The organism is Streptomyces sp. NBC_01304 (assembly GCF_035975855.1).
In the GTDB taxonomy this organism is placed as follows: domain Bacteria; phylum Actinomycetota; class Actinomycetes; order Streptomycetales; family Streptomycetaceae; genus Streptomyces.
In genome coordinates this window covers 9,980,518-10,001,735 of record NZ_CP109055.1, presented here as the reverse complement: position 1 = coordinate 10,001,735, position 21,218 = coordinate 9,980,518, and the positions used below count along the sequence as shown (strand labels likewise).

Annotated in this window: 20 protein-coding genes; all 20 read left to right on the top strand. The window is 66.7% G+C overall.

The genetic code is table 11. From position 1 onward, the window contains the following. Positions 1 to 57: 57 nt before the first annotated feature. The 20 genes from OG430_RS44775 to OG430_RS44680 are packed head-to-tail and all read left to right on the top strand — an operon-like array spanning position 58 to position 21,162. Positions 58 to 1,041 carry a hypothetical protein gene (locus OG430_RS44775; protein WP_327358436.1) on the top strand — a complete coding sequence of 328 codons (984 nt, stop codon included), beginning with the start codon at positions 58 to 60 and terminating at the stop codon, positions 1,039 to 1,041. Continuing rightward, the gene (locus tag OG430_RS44770) at positions 1,034 to 1,870 is read left to right on the top strand and encodes a hypothetical protein (protein ID WP_327358435.1); all 837 of its coding nucleotides are present in this window, start codon (positions 1,034 to 1,036) and stop codon (positions 1,868 to 1,870) included. Before OG430_RS44775 ends, OG430_RS44770 begins: the two co-directional genes overlap by 8 nt. Further along, a complete protein-coding gene (locus OG430_RS44765) occupies positions 1,870 to 2,652 on the top strand; it encodes a fibronectin type III domain-containing protein (RefSeq protein WP_327358434.1) in 783 nt (260 codons plus the stop codon). Before OG430_RS44770 ends, OG430_RS44765 begins: the two co-directional genes overlap by 1 nt. 6 nt (positions 2,653 to 2,658) lie before the next feature. After that, positions 2,659 to 3,513, top strand: coding sequence for a hypothetical protein (locus OG430_RS44760; protein ID WP_327358433.1), 855 nt, complete (start codon positions 2,659 to 2,661; stop codon positions 3,511 to 3,513). Beyond that, complete coding sequence (locus tag OG430_RS44755; protein ID WP_327358432.1) at positions 3,510 to 4,106, top strand: hypothetical protein; 597 nt, start codon at positions 3,510 to 3,512, stop codon at positions 4,104 to 4,106. The genes OG430_RS44760 and OG430_RS44755 overlap by 4 nt, the downstream gene beginning before the upstream one ends. Beyond that, positions 4,099 to 4,272: a hypothetical protein gene (locus OG430_RS44750; protein ID WP_327358431.1), complete on the top strand. Its 174-nt coding sequence runs from the start codon at positions 4,099 to 4,101 to the stop codon at positions 4,270 to 4,272. The genes OG430_RS44755 and OG430_RS44750 overlap by 8 nt, the downstream gene beginning before the upstream one ends. Then, a complete protein-coding gene (locus tag OG430_RS44745; protein WP_327358430.1) occupies positions 4,272 to 4,700 on the top strand; it encodes an HK97 gp10 family phage protein in 429 nt (142 codons plus the stop codon). The genes OG430_RS44750 and OG430_RS44745 overlap by 1 nt, the downstream gene beginning before the upstream one ends. 39 nt (positions 4,701 to 4,739) lie before the next feature. Beyond that, positions 4,740 to 5,153 carry a hypothetical protein gene (locus OG430_RS44740; protein ID WP_327358429.1) on the top strand — a complete coding sequence of 138 codons (414 nt, stop codon included), beginning with the start codon at positions 4,740 to 4,742 and terminating at the stop codon, positions 5,151 to 5,153. After that, the gene (locus OG430_RS44735; RefSeq protein ID WP_327358428.1) at positions 5,150 to 5,761 is read left to right on the top strand and encodes a hypothetical protein; all 612 of its coding nucleotides are present in this window, start codon (positions 5,150 to 5,152) and stop codon (positions 5,759 to 5,761) included. The genes OG430_RS44740 and OG430_RS44735 overlap by 4 nt, the downstream gene beginning before the upstream one ends. Before the next feature lie 25 nt (positions 5,762 to 5,786). Continuing rightward, positions 5,787 to 9,548 (top strand): phage tail tape measure protein, encoded by a 3,762-nt coding sequence (locus OG430_RS44730; RefSeq protein WP_327358427.1) that lies wholly within the window; start codon positions 5,787 to 5,789, stop codon positions 9,546 to 9,548. Continuing rightward, complete coding sequence (locus tag OG430_RS44725; protein ID WP_327358426.1) at positions 9,460 to 11,922, top strand: hypothetical protein; 2,463 nt, start codon at positions 9,460 to 9,462, stop codon at positions 11,920 to 11,922. The genes OG430_RS44730 and OG430_RS44725 overlap by 89 nt, the downstream gene beginning before the upstream one ends. Next, the gene (locus tag OG430_RS44720) at positions 11,922 to 13,220 is read left to right on the top strand and encodes a hypothetical protein (protein WP_327358425.1); all 1,299 of its coding nucleotides are present in this window, start codon (positions 11,922 to 11,924) and stop codon (positions 13,218 to 13,220) included. Before OG430_RS44725 ends, OG430_RS44720 begins: the two co-directional genes overlap by 1 nt. Continuing rightward, complete coding sequence (locus OG430_RS44715; RefSeq protein ID WP_327358424.1) at positions 13,199 to 14,035, top strand: hypothetical protein; 837 nt, start codon at positions 13,199 to 13,201, stop codon at positions 14,033 to 14,035. Before OG430_RS44720 ends, OG430_RS44715 begins: the two co-directional genes overlap by 22 nt. A 15-nt stretch (positions 14,036 to 14,050) precedes the next feature. Then, positions 14,051 to 14,764 carry a hypothetical protein gene (locus OG430_RS44710; RefSeq protein WP_327358423.1) on the top strand — a complete coding sequence of 238 codons (714 nt, stop codon included), beginning with the start codon at positions 14,051 to 14,053 and terminating at the stop codon, positions 14,762 to 14,764. Next, positions 14,761 to 15,273, top strand: coding sequence for a hypothetical protein (locus OG430_RS44705; RefSeq protein WP_327358422.1), 513 nt, complete (start codon positions 14,761 to 14,763; stop codon positions 15,271 to 15,273). The genes OG430_RS44710 and OG430_RS44705 overlap by 4 nt, the downstream gene beginning before the upstream one ends. Continuing rightward, a complete protein-coding gene (locus tag OG430_RS44700; RefSeq protein ID WP_327358421.1) occupies positions 15,273 to 15,875 on the top strand; it encodes a hypothetical protein in 603 nt (200 codons plus the stop codon). The genes OG430_RS44705 and OG430_RS44700 overlap by 1 nt, the downstream gene beginning before the upstream one ends. A gap of 4 nt (positions 15,876 to 15,879) precedes the next feature. Then, the gene (locus tag OG430_RS44695; protein WP_327358420.1) at positions 15,880 to 16,491 is read left to right on the top strand and encodes a hypothetical protein; all 612 of its coding nucleotides are present in this window, start codon (positions 15,880 to 15,882) and stop codon (positions 16,489 to 16,491) included. Further along, entirely contained in the window at positions 16,491 to 17,282 is a 792-nt protein-coding gene (locus OG430_RS44690; protein WP_327358419.1) for a hypothetical protein, read from the top strand. Before OG430_RS44695 ends, OG430_RS44690 begins: the two co-directional genes overlap by 1 nt. Beyond that, entirely contained in the window at positions 17,282 to 17,911 is a 630-nt protein-coding gene (locus OG430_RS44685) for a hypothetical protein (protein WP_327358418.1), read from the top strand. Before OG430_RS44690 ends, OG430_RS44685 begins: the two co-directional genes overlap by 1 nt. A gap of 11 nt (positions 17,912 to 17,922) precedes the next feature. Beyond that, positions 17,923 to 21,162: a hypothetical protein gene (locus OG430_RS44680; protein ID WP_327358417.1), complete on the top strand. Its 3,240-nt coding sequence runs from the start codon at positions 17,923 to 17,925 to the stop codon at positions 21,160 to 21,162. Positions 21,163 to 21,218: the final 56 nt, after the last annotated feature.

Here is a 21,218-nt window from a genome sequence, read left to right as displayed (position 1 = left end):
CTCCCCCCGTGGTGGCGAGGCGGGGCCCCTCCCCGAGAAGGAGGGGGTGAACACGCTGTGACAACACCACCGGCCGGACTCGACGAAATCAGTCTTGCCCCGGCCCCGCCCCGCCGCTTCGGCCTCTACTCCGCCGCTACCGTCATCGACGACGCCAAGCTGAAGCTGAACCGCGACTACTGGTGGTCTACCGACACGTGTGCCACCGGAGGTCTGTGGCCCGCGCCGTGCATCGACCCCACAGTGCCGGTCCCGGACCGCAAACTCACCCCCGGCATCGACCACAACTTCGGCCGCCCCTTCATCGCCTACGCCGGAATCGAATGTGACCGGGTCGGGTTCACCGATGCCGGCCCGCGTGCGGCGGCCCGTCTCGCTGCGTCCGAACAGACGCTGGTGGAACGGGCGTTGTGGACCGGGGATGCGGGCGCTTATCCGCATCTCGGTGAGGGCGCCGAGGACATCACGTCGTGGGCGACGATCGGCAAGGACAAGCCGCTCGGTGAACAGCTCGCCGCCGCCCTCGGACTGCTGGAGTACGCGGGCGCTGCCGCGTCGTCGGGGCAGCTGGTCATCCACGCCCCGCGCATCCTCATTCCGATCCTCGCGGAAAACATGCTGACCGTCCGCGAAGGCAACCGGCTCACCACCCCCGCCGGAAGCGTCTGGGCGTTCGGCGGCGGCTACACCGCCCCAAGCCAAGGCCACGACCTCGCCCTGTACGCGACCGGACCGGTCACCGTACGCCGCGGCCCCATCGTGCCTCTCGAGCCGCCGGGCGGCATCGATTTCCGCACCAACCTGGCGATGGCCATCCATGAGCGGGCCTTCCAGGTGGCGTTCGACTGCCCGCACTTCAAGGTCACCCTCACCAACCCGTACCCGATCGTCCCCGGCCCCGCGCCGACCGGCTTGAAGGTCGTGCCGCATCCCGGAAACGAACAGCACCAGCTGGATGCCAGCTGGGATCCAGTACCCGGCGCGGACTACTACACGGTCACGATCACCCCCACCAAGAAGGAAGGCCCCGGCGATGGCTGAGGTTTCATGCTTTGCCCCCGTCCGGGGCCGGCGTCTGCGCGCCACCCGGCTGACCAAGTGCGGCAACGTCGACTACGGCGACCTCACCACCGTGGTCACCAAGGGCGTCATCACCGTCAAGTACAGCTTCGAGATCGACGAGGGCGAAGACATCCTCGTCAAGAACTTCGCCGGTGAGACCTGCGTCGCGGACCCGGCGTGCCCGCAAATCAAGTGGATCAACGTGGAGATCGCGTTCTGCAACATCGATCCCACGCTGGTGCAGATGATGAACCCGACCTGGGTCCTGGAACGGGACGGCAAGGGCAACATCATCGGCTTCCGCGTCGACCAGAACGTGTCCTGCGACCGTGGCGCGGCCATCGAGGTGTGGACGGGCATGAAGTCGTCGGCGAAGTGTGTCGATGGTGAGGGCAATGTCGGCGGCAAGTACGGTTACCTGCTGCTTCCTTGGGTGACCGGCGGTACCCCCAGTGACATTGAGATCGGTAACGAGGCCGTCAGCTTCACGCTCACCGGGAAGTCAAAGGTAGATGCAGGTTGGGGCGTTGGACCGTACAACGTGCTGCTGGGCGCGGATGACAAGCCGGGCCCGCTCCTCGCCCCCGTCTCACCGACACAGCCCATGATCATGTTCGAGACGAACGTCGAGCCTCCGGAACCCAAGTGCGGGGCGCAGCCCCTGCACAAGGACACCCATCCCCTGGATCCGCCGACCGGCCTGAAGGCCACCCCCACCACCGGCAGCGAAGCAACGAGCCTGTCGGTCGAGTGGAATCCCGTCACCTCCGCCGAAACGTATGAGGTCACCGCAGAGGAGACTCACTGATGCCCACCGTCATCGTCGACGCGCCCACCACCAAGACGGCGATCCCGGATTTGAAGCCGGGCACCAACTACACCATCAAGCTGAAGGCCCACAGCAAGAACCGGGCCGACTCCGCCGAGGTGAAGACCACGGCCGACACCAAGAGCCTGCCGAAGCTGACCACTCCGGTGCCGGTGGCGAAGGGCACGCCGACGACGGCCGCCTTCGCCGCCGAATGGCCTGCCGTCCCGGATGCGGATGCGATGAAGGGCGATGCCGGGTACACGGTCACCGTTGCTCCGGACGACGGCCGGGTTGTCTCCAAGGTCGACGTCACCACTCCGGGCAAGCCGTCGGTCAGCGTCACCGGGGCGAAGGCGGATACCTCGTACACGGTGAAGGTCACCGCCCTCGGGGACCTCAAGCAGCACTCGGACTCCGATGAGGGGTCGGTGGCGGTCAAGACCGCGAAGCTGACCAAGCTGACTGGCCCGGATGCGGCGCAGATCGTGAAGGACGCGGAGCCGGAAGCCACAAAGCTTTCGGTGAAGTGGCCCAAGGTCGAGCACGCCAAGGCGGACGCGGCCGGGTACACGGTCATCTGCGGCACCAAGACAGAGCCCACTACACCGGTCGGCACCTACAAGTGGACCGGCACAACCGAACATCCCAAGGGCGAGTTCACCGGCCTTACCGCCAAGACCGAGTACACCGTCACCGTCACCCCGAAGTCCGGGGCAGGCGGTTACAGCGACGGGGACCCGGTCAAGGCAAAGACGCCAATCAAGACGGCGGACAGCTGACCGGCTGTGGCTGAGGCGATCGTCCCGGACGAGGACAACCAGTGGTGCGGCTGGACCGCAGACACCACATGCGCGAAACCTGATGAGTTTTTGCCGCAGGTGTGGGCCAGTGCGCTCGCCACCGCTGTAGAGATCATCTGGGCCTTGTCCGGGCGGCGCTTCGGCCAGTGCGCGGTTGCCCTGCGTCCGTGCAAGCGGTGCTGCGGCAACCCGTGCTCCACCTGTCCCGGGACCGGGTACTGGGGTTCCGGGACAGGTTGGATCCCTGCGCTGGTGGGCGGTGAGTGGTTCAACTTCCGCTGCCAGCAGTGCGACCGCGACGCATGCGACTGTGCGGCCGTCGTCTCCAAAATCGTGCTGCCGGGCCCGGCCGGTGAGATTGCCGCCGTGTGGGTCGACGGCATCAAACTTCCCGACGACGGCTCCGCGTACCGGCTCTACGACAAGCAGACCCTGGTGCGCTGTGACGGCCGTGAGTGGCCGACCTGCCAGGACCTCACCAAGTCCTATACCGAGTACGGGACATGGGCGGTCATCTACCTGCGCGGAGAGCCCGTACCGCCGGGCGGCCAGCGGGCGGTGGGGATTCTCGCCCAGCAGCTGGCGAAGGCCTGCGCCAAGGGCAAGTGCGACATCCCCTTCAACGTCACGCAGGTCACCCGTGACGGCGTGTCCTGGGAAATCGACCCCGCCCAGTTCTATGCCGAAGGCAAGACCGGCATTTCGGGGGTCGATCAGTGGCTGTCCGCCGTCAACCCGAAGCGGCAACTGCGCAAGCCCGGCGTCTACAGCCCCGACATCACCCCCGCCGGACGCGTCGAAACGTGGCCGAGTGCCGGATACGGCAGGTGGATGCGATGACCGGTCTGCCCCCACCCCTGAAATCCGACCGGCCGCTCTCTCGGATCGGCCGGATCCTCGCGCACCTGGTCACCTGCGCCTGCACCATGTTCACCAGGGCCGGGTTCGAAGTCTGCGAATGCTGCCTGCGCCATCAGGCCGATCTGCTGCCGATGGACGGATGCGGCTGCCCCTGCCCCGACCAGTCCAAAGACGGCCACCTGTGGGGACGGGTGCAGTCCATCTCCCCCCAAGACGCCTCCGGCACCGGACTGGGCCTCATCTCCGCGGACAACTGCCCCTCCGGCACGCTGAACGTCGTCATGGAAATCGGCGTGCACCGCTGCATTGCCCTCACCGAAGACGGCTCCGCACCCCCGTGTGACGTCCTCTCACAAGAGGCCTACGACTTCCTCGCGGACGAGGAACTGCTGCGCATGGCGGTGTTCTGCTGCAACGTCGAAGACCTTCCCGGCGAATACCAGCTCCGCGCCGACGCATGGCGGCCCGTGGGCCCGGCCGGCGGGTGCGCGGGCGGCGTGCTGACGGTGATCGCTACGGGTGAGGCGAATCTGATCCTGCCCCCGCTGGTGCGAGGAGTACCCCATGCCTGACCAGACCATGCCGTTGGCCAAGCCCGTGGACCGGGTCACCGTCCGTATCCGCATCCCGTACGCGGGCGCCCCGCCGGTCGGCACGGTGCTCACCAACTGGCCACTGACGCTCGCGAACCGGGCCGCGCTCGAACTCGGCCTGGTCGAAGAGATCCGGGAGGTCTGATGCCGGTCCGGGTGGTCATCAACGAGGCGGAACTGGGGCGGCTGCTGACCGCGCCCGGTTCGCCGCTTGTGACGGCGGTACGCACTGCCGGGAAGCGCGTGGAATCCCAGGCGAAGGTGAACGCTCCGGTGAACAACGGCCGTCTGCGGGCGTCGATCCGGTCGACGACGGTCGCGGTCCCGGGGCGGATCACGGCGCGGATCGGCACCGATCTTCCGTACGCGATCTATCAGGAGAAGGGGACCGGTGTGTATGCGGGCCGGGGCCCCATCCGGCCGCGGCGTTCCCAGTTTCTGCGGTTCAAGCCGAAGGGTTCCAAGGGGTTCGTCTATGCCCGGCAGGTGCGTGGAACACCGCCGGTGAGGTTCCTGGAGCGGGCGCTGCGGACGGCTTCGCCCTGGCCAGTCGTTTCCTCAGGCAACCGTTAATCGTTGCCTGAGGCGACCGCCGAGCCGGGAGGAACCCATATGCCCACCACCGACACCACCACCGCCCCGCTGTCCTTCACCACCCCCAAGAAGGACCAGAAGAACACCCCCAGCCCCATCACCTTCGACTGGGACGGACGCACCGTCACCGCACGCTGCCCCAAGAAGGCCATGTGGGCGCGCCTGGCCACCTGCGCGGCCCCAGGCTCCTCCGACGCGGAAAAGGCCTACGCCTTCGGCGTGTTCGGCGACGTATGCCTCTCCGGCGCCGATGCCGCGTGGCTCGAAAGCCGCCTGCGTGACCTCGATGACGACCTCGACTACGAGGACGTCTCCAAGGTCATCAACACGCTCATCGAAACCTGGTCCCCGGACGTCAACCGCGCCTTCGCCGCCATGGGATCCGAAGCCCCCGGACCCAACCGCGCTCAGCGCCGCACAAAGAAGGCGTGACCACCCCCGATGACGCTGCCCCCACCGAACCCGCATGGCCCCCGCACACCGGGTTCCTCGCCATCGATGTCGACGCAGAACCATACGGTCTGCCCGAACAGCCGGCGGACTGGTGGATCGGCGTGCTCTCCACCAGCGACTGGTGGGCCATCGCCCAGAAGGTGGACGGGTTCGACACCTGGTGTCTGCGCCTGGCCGACGTGGACGACGCCTTCGACCTCGACGACGTCCACGCCATCACCCTCGCTCTCGCGGAGCACGTGTGTGCACTGTCCTGGCCTGCGGCGGTACGTCTCGCGGCAAGCATCCGCGCCCAGTGGCTCCACTTCGACCCATGGGTGGCCACCGAGTGCGGTGGCACCGACCCCCTCACCATGCCGGTCCGGCGGGTGCTGGCCCTCATGTGGCATCTGCTGCGCGCCACCGTTGAGCCCGACAAGGACGGCAAGACCGAGCAGGGCATCGCGCGGCTCGAATCCCAGGTATGGGCTCCCCTCGCCCTGCCTGACAGCACAGACCTACTCGATGACCTGTCCGTCCCGGACCCGGCCGAAGAGGCAGCTTTCAGCGCCGCGATGAACCAGATGGCAGCACTGACCCGCACCTAGACCACGATCAGGAAGGAGAATCCCGGTGGCGCTCGCGACGGCGTTCGTGGAAATCCTGGCCGACACCCGAAGACTGCGCCCCCAGCTGCAGGCACAGATGCGCGCCGCCGGAACCGCCGCTACCCGCTCTTTCGACACGGCCACCCGCGCCGGAATGACAGCTGCGGCCACGACCGCGGCCACGACGTTCGGGTCCCGCCTCGGCCGGGACACCGCAACCCGTGCCGCTACCGCCGGGCGCACTGCGGCGACGGGCTTCGGATCGTCCATGCGCACCGGCCTCACCCACGCCGGAACCGCTATCGCGACCGGCCTTTCCGGCGCATGGAACACGGCCACCATGACGGCCCGCACTGCTGGCGCGCAGATCGCAAGCGCCCTCGGGACGGCTGCGTCGACGGTGCGTCAGCGCTGGTCTGCTGTCGGCACGGCCATGGCCACCGAGATCAACAAGGGGCCTTCGGCGGCGGCGAAGGCCGGATCTGCGATCAGCCGGAACCTGTCTCTCCCGGCGGCTGTTGCGACGGCCGGGATCATCGCGATGTCCTCGAACTTCGAGGCCGGTATGAACCGGGTGAAGGCGGTCACCAACGCCACCGGTCCCGAGTTCACTCAGCTCAACAACCTCGCCAAACAGCTCGGCGCCACTACGAAGTTCTCTGCGTCTGAAGCCGCCGACGCCATGGGCTTTTTGGGCATGGCCGGGTTGAAGACGAACCAGATCATGGCCGCGATGCCGTCCACGCTGCAGTTGGCTGCTGCCGCACAGATGGACCTCGGCCAGGCGGCCGACATCACGTCGAACATCATGACCGGCTATGGCTTCAAGGCCGAACAGCTCGGACGCGTCAACGACGTGCTCGCCAAGACCATGTCGAACGCCAACGTCGACATTTCGATGCTCGGCGAATCGTTCAAGTATGTCGGGCCCATCGCGAAACAGGCGGGCCTGGAATTCTCCGACACGGCCGCCCTGATCGGCCTGTTCGGCAACGCGGGCATTCAAGGCTCTATGGCCGGAACCAGCCTCAGGAACGTGCTGCTGGGTCTGCAGTCGGCCCCGGCGAAGGTGACGACCCAGCTCGACAAGCTCGGTGTCTCGCTGACCGACTCGTCGGGGAAGATGCGCCCGATGATCGACGTCATCTACGACATGGCCAAGGCCGGAATCACCGGCGCGCAGGCCACGAAGATGTTCGGAACCCGGGGCGGCCCCCAGCTTGCGGCCCTCCTGGATCAGGGGTTGCCCGCGATCAACAGGATGCGCGACGCGACCCGCGACAGCGAGGGTTCCGCGAAACGCATGGCCGACACCATGAACCAGGGCGCCAAGGGCGGCATGACCGCACTGAAGTCGGCGGCCGAAGGTCTGGCCATCTCGATCGGCGAGTCCGGGCTGCTGTCTGCGTTCACGAAGGTTGTCGGCGGCCTGACGACGTTCGTGCGGTGGATGACCCGGCTGCCCGATCCGGTCAAGGCAGCCGCATCCGGGTTCCTGGTGTTCACGGCCGTACTCGGCCCTGTCATCCTCATCGCAGCGAAGATCGCGTCTGCGATCGCGGTCCTGAAGGCCGCGTTCATCGCCCTGGGGATCACCGTCAAGGGCGTGCTGATCTCGACCGGGATCGGGGCGCTCCTCGTCGCGATCGGTGTCGCGATCTACTTTGTGTGGACTCGCACCACATGGCTGCAGACAGCCTGGTCAAAGATCGTTTCAGTGGCAAAGTCCGTAGGTTCGGCTTTCGCGTCGATCGGCCGGGCAATCTGGTCCGGTCTGAAGGCCGCCTTCGACTGGATCGTGGAGAACTGGCCGCTGGTGGTCTCCGTGATCCTCGGCCCCCTCGGCATTCTGATCTCCATCGTGACCGGCAACTGGGACAAGCTGAAGGCGCAGACCGCCAAAGCCTTCCAGGCCATCGCAGGGTTGGCGAGGAAACTGCCGGGCTGGATCTGGGACGGCCTGAAGGCCATCGGCGGATACGCCGCACAGTTCGGCTCCCTGATCGGCGAGTGGACTGCGGCGGGGTGGGCGAGGCTCCGCGGCTTCGTCACCGCCCTGCCCGGCATCATCGCCGGCTGGGCTACAACCGCCTGGTCTGCGATCAAGGAAGCTGCGCCGAGGATCGCATCCGCTGTGTGGGAATGGGTCCTCACCGCCACCAGACGCCTGGGCGAAGCGGCTGTCGACATCGGCAGGGCGGTCGCCGACTGGGCACCGCAGGCCGCCCGCTGGCTGCGCGACAAGGCCATGGACATCGCCGTCGCGGTCGCCATGTGGGAGATCGAGGCGGCCCGCACCATCCGCGGCAAGGCCGCCGGGATCGCTTCGGCCGTGGCCGCATGGATTCCCGGCGCCGTCACAGAGCTGGCGAAGTTCACCGTCCGCGCCCCCGGCCTGGTCACCAGCTGGGTGGGGTCCATCACCGCAGCAGCGGCAGGCAAGGCCATGGAGATCGGCGCCGCCGTACAGGACTGGGTGGAGCAAGCGGCAGTACGGCTCGCGGAGTTCGTGTCGAAGGTGCCCGGGGTGATCGCAAGGTGGGCGCAGTCCGCCGCCGACGCGATCAGTCAGGCAGCACCGAAGATCGCCGAGAAGATCACCGAATGGATGCAGTCCGCGACAGACAAGCTCGTCGAGTGGACGGACAAGCTGCCCGACATCGTCAAGGGCTGGACCGATGCCCTCACCCGCAAGATGAGCGAGTGGGCCAACGAGATCCCCAACATCGTCAACGGCTGGGCCGATTCCCTGCAGGCGAAGCTCGTCGAGTTCATCGAGAAAATCCCCGAGTGGATCGGGAGCCTCTTCAAGTCAGACACGGAGAGCCCCGAAGCCAAGAACGCCGGAAGCAGCGCCGGTAAGGCCGTCGGCGACGGCGTGAAGGAGGCCGTCTCAACGTTCAGTTGGGGCGAAATCCTCATGAAAATCGTGATGGCATTCGCGTCGCTTCCGATCCAGCTGATGCAGGCCGGCGGCCAGGCCGCCTGGGCGTTGATCACGTCGATGATGCAGGTCATGGGGCAGCTGCCGGGAATGATCGGCCAGGTGCTGATGTCACTGGGCCCGCTGTTGTGGCAGCTGATGCAGTCCGCGTGGCAGTTGGCCGTCAGCGCGGTATCGGCCGGGGTGTCGATGGTCGTCGACTTCGTCAGCAAGCTGCCCTCCCGCATGTCGCAGATTCTGTCGTCGCTGGGCAGCATGATCGGCAGCCTCCTGCGCTCGGCCTGGCAGATCGGCTACACGGTGGTTTCGTCGAAGGTCACCGAGATCGTCAATTTCGTCAAGCGCCTGCCCACCATGATCACCGGTGCTCTGTCCGGCCTGGGAAGCGCCTTGTCGGGGCTGATGACCCGCGCCTGGGACGCAGCGAAACGCACCGTAACCTCCGCCATCACCTGGATCGTCGACAAGGTCAAGCAGCTCCCCGGACAGCTCGCCAGCATCGCCGGTCAAGCCGCCCGCTCACTGATCGACGGCGTGAAGAACCTCATCCCCTCCGCCCTCCGGAGCTTCATTCCCGGACTCGCACGCGGCGCGATCGTTACCGGCCCTACCTACGCCCTCATCGGCGAAGCCGGGCCCGAAGTCGTCATTCCGCTCTCCGCCTCCAAGCGCTCCAGACGCCAGGAACTGATGGAACAGTCCGGCCTCACCAAGGAAGCAGGCCAGATGAACCCTCGGACTGGCACACGTATCGATGTGGGCGGTATCCACATCCACACCCCGGCCCGCGATCCCGAAGCAGTCGCCATGGCCGCCGTCGCCCGCCTCGCCCGAGCCATCTAAAGGGAGCCGCCGTATGTATCCCGGATACCTGGCACTTGGCGGCGTACCCATCGTCGACAACGCCATGGCCAAACGGCTGGCGAAGCAAGCCGGCATCGGCGGATTCTGGAAATGCGCTCCGTGCCCCGCCCCCGGCAGCGACATGCTCGCCGACCCACCATGGTGGGACAAGGCAGTCCCCGCATCCAAAGAGTTCCTCGGGTTTTGGTGTCTGGAGATGACGGGCATCGACCGTGCCCCCTTCGAGCGGTCCGTGACCAGACTCGCTCACGCCGGGAGTGCGCTCGGCCCGTTGCGCATCGGTGAGCGGGAAATCGGACTGAAGCTGCGGGCCCTGGCCGCATCCGATGCCGGCATGTCGTACGGCATGTCGTGGCTGGCCTGGCAGATGAGCAACAGCGACCGCAACCCGGACACCAGTTGCGGGGGATGCGCCGGTTCCACTGCCCGCATCCTCGCCTATTGCCCCGACCCCTCGGCTTCAGCGCAGGAGCAGCGGCGTGCGTATCTGACCCTGTATGACGTGGGGCTGCTGGACTGGCCTAGCAGTCCGGAGTATCGGTATCTGTCCACCGGAGCATGTGAGGGCAGCGGCAGGCCTGTCACCGCCGAGTTCGAGATCGTTCTGGTGGCCGGGCGTCCGTGGCTGTACGCCGAACCCGTCACCCTCGCCGACCAGATGGGGTTTGTGACGCCGACCAGGTGGCCGTGTCAGGGGTGGGTGGCGCATCAGCCGGGGGTGACCGGCAATCCGATTGACTGCACGATTTCGGTGATGGACGAGTGCGTGCAGTGGACCCCGGCCGACTCCGGGATGTGCACGATTGCCGCGTCGTGCAACACGAGCCGGTCCAATGTGCTGGGGCCTGATCAGTCGACCGGTACCGGCACCACCACTTTGGGCTGGGACCTGTATTTGGCGGAGCGCACCCTCATTGACGATGACATGTCGGACCCGGAGCGGTGGACGGCCGCGTACGGGCCTGTACCGGAACGGGTTGATGATGGGCGCGCCCCGGCCGGGACGGCTCTGGAGTGGAAGGCGTGGGCGGTCGCCGAGTCGAAGACGAAAGTCGCCTACGACGGAAAAGCCCTCTACAAGGTAGAAGCGTGGCTGAAGACGTCGGTGAAGCCGTCCGACCGGGACAACGTCTTCCACACTGGGCTGGCCGGACATGACGAGAAGGGCGACTGGTGTAACACGGTCGGTCAGAACGCCTATTCGCGTCAGCACTACTGCGCGGCCTCGGGGAGGCTCGATGCGTCCTCGGAGTACCGCAAGTTCACCGGCTATCTGCGGGGCTGGGCGGAGCAGGGCACCAGTGGGCCGTCGGCGGATCCGAACAGTCCTGGCCAGATGCACAAGAACGTGCGCACCATCGGCCTGTTGTCGTATGTGCTGTACCAGTCGACTGCGACGGACGGGGCCGCCCGGATCGGGCGCTTCAGGGTGGCTGCCATCCCCAACCCGGCGAAGATGGCCATCCGGGAAGGCCGCATCGGCGTGGTCGGGGCATCAGCTGGGGCGGTCGTGCAGTGGAAGCACCCCACGATGCCCGGATGGCCCGTACGCCCCGGACATGCCGTCGACTTCCATTCGGAGTTGGGGAAAGCCCCGGATGCGATCGCGCAGATCATGTTCAAGGACGCCGACGGCAACAACGTCGGATCCGCCACCGGTCAGCCTGGCACGGGCACCGTGTCCGGGACGGCTCCGGCGGGGGCCGTGTATGCGATGCCGGAAGTCATCCTGCGCGCGAAAGTGCCGGACTGGCAGCCGGTAGGGAAGGCCGAACTCCTCGCCGTCCCGCCATCCCCTCTGCCGGGCGCATCGTGTGACCCGGACCCGTCCGCCCCGGTGCATACGGCGCCGCCGATGCTGCCCGTGCCGACGGATCCGGCCGCCTGCATCGCCACCCTCACCCCCGCCTACGCCACCACCGGCAAGGCCACGCCGGTCATGTCGACACACACCCGCTTCGCCCCGACGATCACCATCACCACCGGAGCGAAACCGGCACGGAAACTGTCCATCCGTATCTACCGGTCCAAGCCCGGCGCCACCTGCACGCCGGAAACACTCGACGAGTGTGATCTGGCCGCCACGTTCGGCGTCCCCTACCTCGGCGCCGGAACCACCCTGGTCATGGACGGGCGGGCGGGCTGCATCACCAAGACCTGCGCGGACGGCTCCGTGGACGAGAACGTGCCGGTCTACAACGACGCCGGACGCCCCATCCGCGAGTTGCCCACCTTCAGTGCGGCTGAAGCGTGGTGTGTGGTCGCGGTCGCCGACCGGGGTTCGATCGTCGACCCCGAGGCCGTGACCGCCATCGTTGATGTGTCGGCCTCGGCGATCTGGGAGGCCGCCTGATGCCCCGCGCTCTCGGATGCCCAGACACATACACGGTCGTCCTGCACTACCGGGGCGGCCCCGCTGCTGGGGTCGCGGCCGTCATCGCCGATCCGGCCGTCATCAAGTGGACGCGCACCCTCGACGACATCTCCCGCTGCGAAATCCTGCTCACGAAACCGGTCTGCGGCCCACTACGAAAGGCACTGGATCCGGCGACCGTCGTCAACCCGGAATGGGCGTACGAGATCACCCTGTACCGGGGAGATGAGGACCAGCCCGTCTGGTGCGGGCCACTCGTCGACTACCAGGAAACCCGCACCAGCCTGAAACTCACCGCAGACGACATGCTGGCCTGGCTGAAAGTCCGCCCCGTACCCCTCGACTACCGCTACACCGGCGCATCAGCACTCGACGCCACCGACCTCGCGGTATGGCTCATGCACGAGGCCTACGCCCTCGACGACCCCGCCGCGTTGGCATTCATCAAGCCCACCCCCGCCGGCATCCCCGCCACACGCCGGGGTCAGGCGTGGTGTGAGTACGCGTGGGACGGCGTCCACTCCCTCGCACAGCACCACATCGACCTCACCACCGTGGCCCGCACCATCCTCATCGGCCCCGAACAACACTCCGTACTCGGCCGCGTCCTGCGTTTGACCGAAGAAGACTTCACCGGCAGCGACAGCAGCAGCGGCCTCGTCCTGGAACGCGACGGCTACACCGCCGCCACCATGTACACCGCGAAAGCTCAAGGGTTGCAGGGAGTTGCCTCGGCGGTAGAGGACAAGCTCCCCGAAATCCCCCCGGATGACCGGGACTTCGAGCACGAATACACCTACGTCACACCCAAGCCAGACGGCCGCACCGTGAACGCCTCCACCCCGGCAAACGTCGCCACCGTCGGAGGAACCGAAACCGGCTGGCGCGGACTCGTCTGGCAGCTCAAATCCATGTCCGGCACCCGCCTCATCGACGAAGTCACCCTCACCGCACAACGGGGCCTGGCCCGCGGCCGGCACCCGCACTATCTGCGCATGTCCGGGCAGCGGCTGCATGCCCGATCCCCCGTCGCCATGGACGAGTTGATCCCCGGGGCGCGGATCGCCCTGTATCTGGATGAGACGTGGATCCGCCCCGCCCTCACCCCGCTACGCCTGACCGATGTGGTGGTCACCTTCGACGAGAACGGGGAACGGGTGGAGATCACCGCGGAGCCAGTATCGGTGAACGTCGAGGACCCCACCGACGAGACCGCCGCAGCCGACAACGACGCCCAGGACGAGGAGGACCAGCGGTGGCACGCGCCGAATCCCTAGCCGGAACCCCCGACGAACTCGCCCTCCCCGACCGCCTCAAAGAGCTACAGGAGCGGTTGGACAGTCTCGAGAATCCGGATACCGCAGTCCTGGGTGGCGGGTTCATCATCACCACGGACGAAAACAACCCCGGCGTCGTCAACTTGGAGACCGCCGACGGGAAGAAGCACCAGCTGTTCCCCCCGTTGGTGACCACCGACCAGATCAAGGAACTGTTCGCGGCGGTCACGCCGACCGTGGTCGACTTCCACCTGGCACGCGGCATGGGCTCCATCACGAAGGTGGGCAACCGGGTGTGGTTGTCCGGGCATTGCGAGCCCATCAACGCTCCTGGCTGGCACACCGGTAAGACGCCGTTGGCTGTGGTGCCGGAGGAGTACCGGCCCGAACAGCGGGTGCGGTTCGCGGTCGCCTGCCAAGCCTGGCCCAACCGACCCCCGACTACCCGTATTGATGTGGAGCCGGACGGGCGGATCTTCTGCTACTCCCAACCGGCCCTGAATACGAAGGTCGGCAAGGAGGACGTGTGGACGCGAGGCGACACCACATCTAGGGGTCACAGCCACAACCTGGGAGGCGCCAACCCCGGTAACAGCGGCAGCACAGCTGCACCTGAGCTACCGGCTCACACCCACACGATCGGCCATGGTCACAGCATCAGCGGCGGCGACCACTCCCACGGCTTCGACCGCCCCTCCACCAAGCCCTTCGTCCAAACCGTCTCCGTCGTCCAGGACGAATCACGCTACCCGAACTGGGTGGACCTCGACGGCGCCACATGGACCCTCACCCCAGCGACCGCAGAAGCCCGATAGGAGGGATGCATACCGATGCGTGGCTGTATCTCGAACGATTTCACGCTGGCCCAGGGCCGTCTCCTCGGCCTCGCCGGTCCCGTCAAGGCCGTGCGTTCGCCGGGAACGCCGTCGGGCCTGTACCGCGACCCGCTGGGCTTGCGCGTTGCCGCCGAGCCGGCCGGTGGCATCACCAGCGTCACCGGCTCGCAATCGACGGCGTCCGGGCCGAGGGTCGATGCCGGCGGCTGGTGGACGGTCCCAGCCCCCACGGTGACGGTCAAGAATCCGTCCGCGTCCCGGCCGTTCATGGTGTCGGGAACATGGTCCCTGTCGTGGTCGGCGACGGTACCGAAGACGCAGGGCGAGATCCGTATGCACGCGGATCCGGCCCTGTACCCGTTCACGCGGCCCGCGCTGGTGTCGCGGTGGCGGCCGGGTTCGATCGGCGTTCCCACGGTGTGGGCGGGCGCCATGTGCTGGCCGGTGACGGAGTGGCTGAACGGCGGGGAAACGCTGCGCCTGTACCTGAACCCGCAGGTCTGCAACGACCTGTACGTCCCGTTGGGCCTGGATTACTGCCGGGTGGTGTTCAACGGGATCGCTACGGCCCCCGACGACACGAGCAAGCGGGACAAGCGGATCGGTGAGGCGATCACGGGCGCGGCCGGGGCAACCGTTGAGGCCGCGATCACCGGCGCGTCCGGTGCCACTGTCCACGATGTTGTTGAGAACTGGAGCAAGCCGTGAAGGAAACCCCCACGCTCAAGATCCCGTATCTGACGGGCGATGACCCGAAGACCAACTGGGTGCCGTACTGGAAGCAGTTGGCCGACAAGCTCGAAGTGCTCTTCGGCCAGAAGCAGGCCGAGACGACGAAGTATGTTGCGTGCAAGCTGGGGACCGGCCCGGAGACCGGCTCCGCGTGGGTGACGCTGCCGCTCACCAAGATCGCAGGAACATCCGGGTTCACCGTCGGCGCCGACGCCATCACCGTTGTCGAGGCTGGCGTCTACCAGATGATGACCACTGCCACGGTCCGGGACAACCGGGTGGGCTCCTCGTATCTGCGCATCGGCGGTACCTCTAACACCTGGGGTGGCGTCCGGCTGAACAACACCGGTTCCATGCTGATGAACAACGTCACCGCCGCCGAGAAGATCGCCGCCGGGCAGAAGGTCTCTGTCCAGTACGCGCAGAACGGCATCATCGAGAACGGCGGCTACTTCCACATGGTGCGCCTCGGAGACCTTCCCTGATGGGCGTCCCGATCATCCCCGACAAGTGCCTGCAGCCCATGCTCGGGGTGGGTACCGAGAACGAGCTGGACGTGCGGATTGGTGACGGCGTCCGGCCGCCGCATCCGCCCGCTCAGGTCGGCGTCTACCTCGACCCCGACCTAGGGTTGTGGGCGGCACCGGCAGCGGTGACCGCGCACGGGCAGAAGACCGACACCACCAGCACCGGCACCCTCGCGGCCGGTAAGTCGATCGCCTACGGCGCCACACAGTTGAGCTTCACGAACTCTCACGCCGGAACACTGCTGGTGTCCGGCACCTACTGGGTGCACCTGCAGATGCAGCGCCAAGGCGATATCGACTCGTGGGGGCAGATCCTTGCCCGCGCCGCCATCCAAGAGAGCAGCGTTCCGACGACGGGGCCGGTCGTGGATACGTGTACGGGGATCACCGAGTGGTGGGAAACATCGTTCACGCTGCCGTTCCGCACGACCGTCCCACCGACCGGGAAGGTCACCGTGTACGGCCGGGTGTGGGCCGACTCGAAGGCATCCGGGCCGTGGGCCATCAAGCAGGCCCGCCGTGTCTTGTCCTTGACCGCTGTCACCGTCAAGGGCGGGTGAAGTCATGGCCGACGAAGTCTCGTACAACCCGGACCTGTTCGCGGTCACCAATGAGGGCGATCTGAAAGTCAGCGCCCAGCAACGCAAATGGCCCTACCCCGGCATCCCCCTCGCCGAGGGCAACGGCCTCAAGTACGACCAGGACGGCCTGTTCGTCGATCTGCCGGCCACCGTCTACGGCATGTCGTACATCCAGCATGCGGCCGATCTGTCGGGGCCGGTCGACATCCCCACGGGTGGGGCTCACGATCTGGGGCCGAAGATTCCCGCTCAGGTGTGGCGGAACCCGGGTACGCGTCCGGCCGTCGTGTCGGGCGGCTGGTCCGCGGTCATCCCCTACACGGTGACCGGCGCAACTGCCTGGTCGGGGACGACGGAGCTGCGCATGTCCGTGGCAGGCCATCCGACAACGGATCCGATCGCCCTCGCTTCGGCGAACGAAGGACTGGTCGGTGTCCTTGCGGCGTATGTACCGGTGCAGTTGGAAGTGCCGCCGGGCGGATCGTTCTCCAACGAGGTCGTGACCTGCTACGTGTCCAACACCAGCGGGGCGACGATCACCATCGACTGGACCGTCATGTTCGCCGCCCACATCCTCGAAGGGCTCACTTCCTGATGGTTTCCATGAACTGCTACGGCAAGTCGCTGACCTACAAGGACGGCGTCCTTGACGTGAAGGGTCCGACTCAGGCGGTGTGGCCGGGCAAGCAGCCGTTGAACGCCGCGAACGGCACGCACGTCGATGACGGCGGGGGTGTGTGGTCGTGGGACTACCAGATGCGGCCCATGAGCCCTGCCCGCTCCGCCCCGGACTGGGAGTTCATCAACATCGAGGGCGCCTACGCGGTGGGCGACAAACGGTACTGGCTGGGCCCCAACTATCCGTGGAACATCCATAACCCGTCGACGACCAGTGAACTGGTGGTCGTCGGCAACTGTGCGGCGAACGGCATTGCCCGCGGGTTGAAGCTCGGCGGATGGGCCGAGCCCATGTTCTGGGTGGACGAGAACCCGCCGCCATCTGCCGGGTCGAACTGGCCGCGCCTGACCGGCGCTGACGTCCAGTACTACGGGGCCGTGTTCTTCCACGGCTGCCTCCCCTTCACCATCACTATCCCGCCCGGCCAGACACGGGCCCTCAACCGAGCGGTGGGGTTCTGGGTCCGGTGGAAATACGACTGGAACCCGGGCCCCGACTCGACGGTCGACCTGACGTTCCGGACGACGGCGATCGGGTTCCTGGGCCAGCCCCCGCCCACCGGCCAGGGATCCTCCCCGGCCCGTACGGCGGCGGCGATGGCCAGGCCCATGATCTCTGTCGAACCCCCGGCGCCGTGGGACATGGAACAGGGCGACGTCGAGGACCAGGACGTGTCCGACGTCGAAGCCGTCGAGGGCGGTCAGTGATGGCGGGGCAGCGGATCTGTACCGGTCCCGCGTTCGGCACCGACAACCAAGGCATTCTGCAGCTGCGTCAGCCCCGCCCCGGCGCCTGGCCGTACGACGCGCCTATCCGGGACTTCAACGGCCTGTACGAAGATCCCACGTTGGGGGTGTGGGCGCCGCCGCAGGACCGGTATGCGATCCGCCGTAATCCTGACAACTACGAGAAGGCCAACCAGGCTGTTGTCGAGGTCCCCCCGAAGGGGATTGCCGAGTACCCCTTCGACGACATCGCTGTGACGAACCGGTCCGGGGCCCGCATGCGCGTCCACCTGCTCCTCCACATGCGCAGTTACGTGACCATGTACGGCGGTAAGGGCGTCGGCAACGTGGGTGCGATCGACGCGAAAGTCTGGTTCGACACGCAGGCCGCTACGCCCTGGCAGGAGTACGCGACCGCCTACTCAGGCGGGTTCACGTGGCGTGAATCGTTCATCGTGGACGGCTCCACGTGGGCGGAACCCGGCCAGACCCGCACCATCCACTCCGCCCTCCGCTACAGGAACGCGGAGGGCAACGTGATCCAACGGATCCAGGCGATCGAGATGCGGCCGTGCGGCATCGCTTTCGTCCCCTTCCCCCAGGCGGCCTGAACATGGCGCAGATGGACAACGCACAGATCCAGCTCTGTGTCTCCAACACGTTCACGATCAACGAGACAGCCGATTTCCAGCTGCGTGCCCCCGCCCCCGGAGTGTGGCCGTATCCGGGCGAGCTGGTCGAGGACAACGGGCTGATGGCCGACCCGCACGGCTTGTGGCTGCCCCCCGGGGATATGGGCGTCATCGACCAGGACTGGGAATCCGCAGGCGGCTGGGGCTACGTCAAACCGAAAGCGCACCGCACCGCGACATTCAAGCCGATCGTGGTCAACAACCCTTCGTGTGCGCCGATGCGCGCCGAAATCCTGCTCATGTTCCGCGTCCACGCCCACATCCCCCAATACGGCGTCGCCGTCTTCCACACCCGCTTCTGGTACGACGACGAGCCGGTACCCGGCTGGGACGAGACGCAGACGGTGTGGTCGGGCGGTTTCGACTGGCGCAAGACCCGCACGGTGGACGCCTCGATGTGGATCCCGCCGGGCCGGTCGCGGACGGTGCACTTCGAGTTCCGCTACCGCAACGCCGAGGGCGCGGCGACGCACACCGTGGCGCAGATGGAAGGCAAGGCCGTCGGCCACACTTTGGTGCCGTATCCGCTGCAGGACGAGTACGCATCCCGGGTGACACCGCCCCTGCCCGATCACGATGTGTGGATCACCGACTTCGGGGCTGTCGACACCCACCAGCCGACGCTAGAGATCGCGCAGGCGAACACGGCCGCGATCCAGAAGGCCATCGACACAATCGCCGCACGCGGCCAAGGCGCGGTGCGGGTCCCGGCCGGGAACTTCGCCATCGCCTCACGCGGCGGCACGTACGGCACGCCGATGCTGGTCATGAAGACGGGCGTCCACCTGCTCCTCGACGACGACGCGGTCATTCAGCGGGCATTCACCCCGTACCCCATGGTCGTCACCTTCGGGCCCACCGACACCTTCGGCGGGTATGACGGGCCCTCGTACTGGACGATCGAGGGCGGAACCATCGACGCCAACGGTTCGATGATGAAGGCCAAGAACTGGAACTCCCCCACCTTCGAACTCTCCCACTCACGCGGCGGCACGATCCGCGGCGTCCGCTTCCTGAACGTGTACGGCAACCATGCCGTCGACTCCACCGGCAACAAAGACCTACTCGTCGAAGACTGCCGCTTCGAGGGCTACCTGCCGCCCAACGAGGCCACTTCGGGCGAGTGGGCGGGCACCGTGTGGGGCACGCACGGCTGGCCCTACATCGAAGCCATCCAAATCGACCGCGCCTTGAAGGCCGGAGGCGCAGGCGGTGCGCACGACGGCACCCCCACCGACGGACTGACCGTCCGCGACTGCTGGACGGGCCCCTCAGACACCCAAGGCCCGTGGCCCGTGTTCGTCGGCGGGCACGCGGCCGGCATCAAGGACGGGCCCACCTACCGCAACGTGACGGTGGAGAACAACACGGTCGCCGACTACCTCGGCGCGGGTGTGCGACTCATCGGTGTGGACGGTGCGTTGATCCGCAACAACGTGCTCGCATCCAGCCACGATCACCCGAAGCTGGGGCGGATCGATGAGGGCAGCAAGGGCGCGATCATCGTGCACTCTCCGTACTTCACCGGCTGGGAATCCCATCCCACCAGCAACATTCGGATCGAGAAAAACCGCATCCAGGACAGCGGCAACCCCAACTGCCAGTACGCGGCCATCAGCATCAATGAGCCGTGGCGGCACTACAACGCCGACGGCAGCGTGCGCCTGTTCCTGGTCGGCCAGACGTGCCGGAACGTGCACGTCATGTCCAACCATGTGGCCCGCCACCAGGGCACTGCGGTCATCTCGTCGGCGCACGTTCCGGGCGTGGAGATCCGGCACAACCGGTGGCGGCAGTCGGTCCTTTCCGGCGACTCCATCGTCTCGGACGACATGACGAACGTGTCCGACAATGAGGCGGACTCCGATCAGGACGTGTGGATCAACGACGTCGGCGCCACTGCGGGCGACACCGTCACGGACGCGGTCGCTGAGGCCAACTCGCGCGCCATCCAGAAGGCGATCGATACCGTCCACGCCCAGGGCCGGGGCAAGGTCCGTGTCCCGGACGGCGTGTACTGCGTCAAGGACCAGCCTGGCAGCGGCAGGACACCAATGTTCAAGATCCGTACCGGGGTGCACATGCTCCTCGACGACGGCGCGGTGATCCGCCGCCAAGGGCATTACATGGTCGTCGCGAACTTCGACAAGAACGACACCTTCGGCGGCTACGACGGCGACTCCGGCTGGGTCATTGAGGGAGGCACGTTCGACGGCAACGGGGCCGTGGCCGCAGCCCATAACTGGGGCTACACCATGGTCACATTGTCCCACGCCGCCTCCGGAACGTTCCGCAACGTCCGATTTCTCAACCAGTTCGAAAACCACGTCATCGACTCCACCGGCAACAAAAATGTTCTCGTCGAAAAATGCCGCTTCGAGGGCTACATCCCAGGCGACGAGACCCACGACTTCCCCTGGGCGCCCGGAACGCACTGGCGTAACGAAGGCTGGCCCTACGTCGAAGCGATCCAGATCGACCACAGCTTCAAGGGCTCCGGAGCTGGTGGGGCCGCCGACGGCACCCCCACCACGGGCCTCAAGGTCAGGGACTGCTGGGTCGGCCCGTCCAACACCGCAGGCCCGTACGGGGTATTCGTCGGCGCCCACACCTACCCCGCCGCTACTCCCCGGCACACAAGCATCCTGATCGAGGGCAACACGGTCACCGACTACCTCGGCGCCGCGGTACGGATCATGCACTGCGACGGCGTGATCATCCGGGGCAACCAGTTCGCGTCCAGCCACGATCACCCCAAGGTCGGGACGCTGGACGACGGCACCAAGGGATGCATCCTCGTCCACTCCCTGGGCACGAAGGCCGCGTTCAACACCGTCAACAACGTCCTCATCGAGAAGAACACGCTGCAGGACACCGGGCGCACCGGATGCCAGTACGCGGCCATCTCCATCAACCAGCCCTACTCCCGGTACGCGCCCGATCCGACAGGCACTCAGCCTGTCGTCGACCCGGTACCGATCACCCTGACCGCCACCAACATCCGCATCCTCGACAACCACTCCGCCGGCAACTGGGGCACGAACGTCATCCACGCCGTGAAATCCCCCGCCGTGGAGATCCGCCACAACCGGTGGAGCGCAGCCCAGTCCACCCAATCCGACCTGTACGCCGAGGACATGACCAACGTGTCCGACAACACCCCCGAATGAAAGGCCCCCAGTGAACGACAACCCCGGGCCACTCCCGCCCCGCCCCGTTTACATCG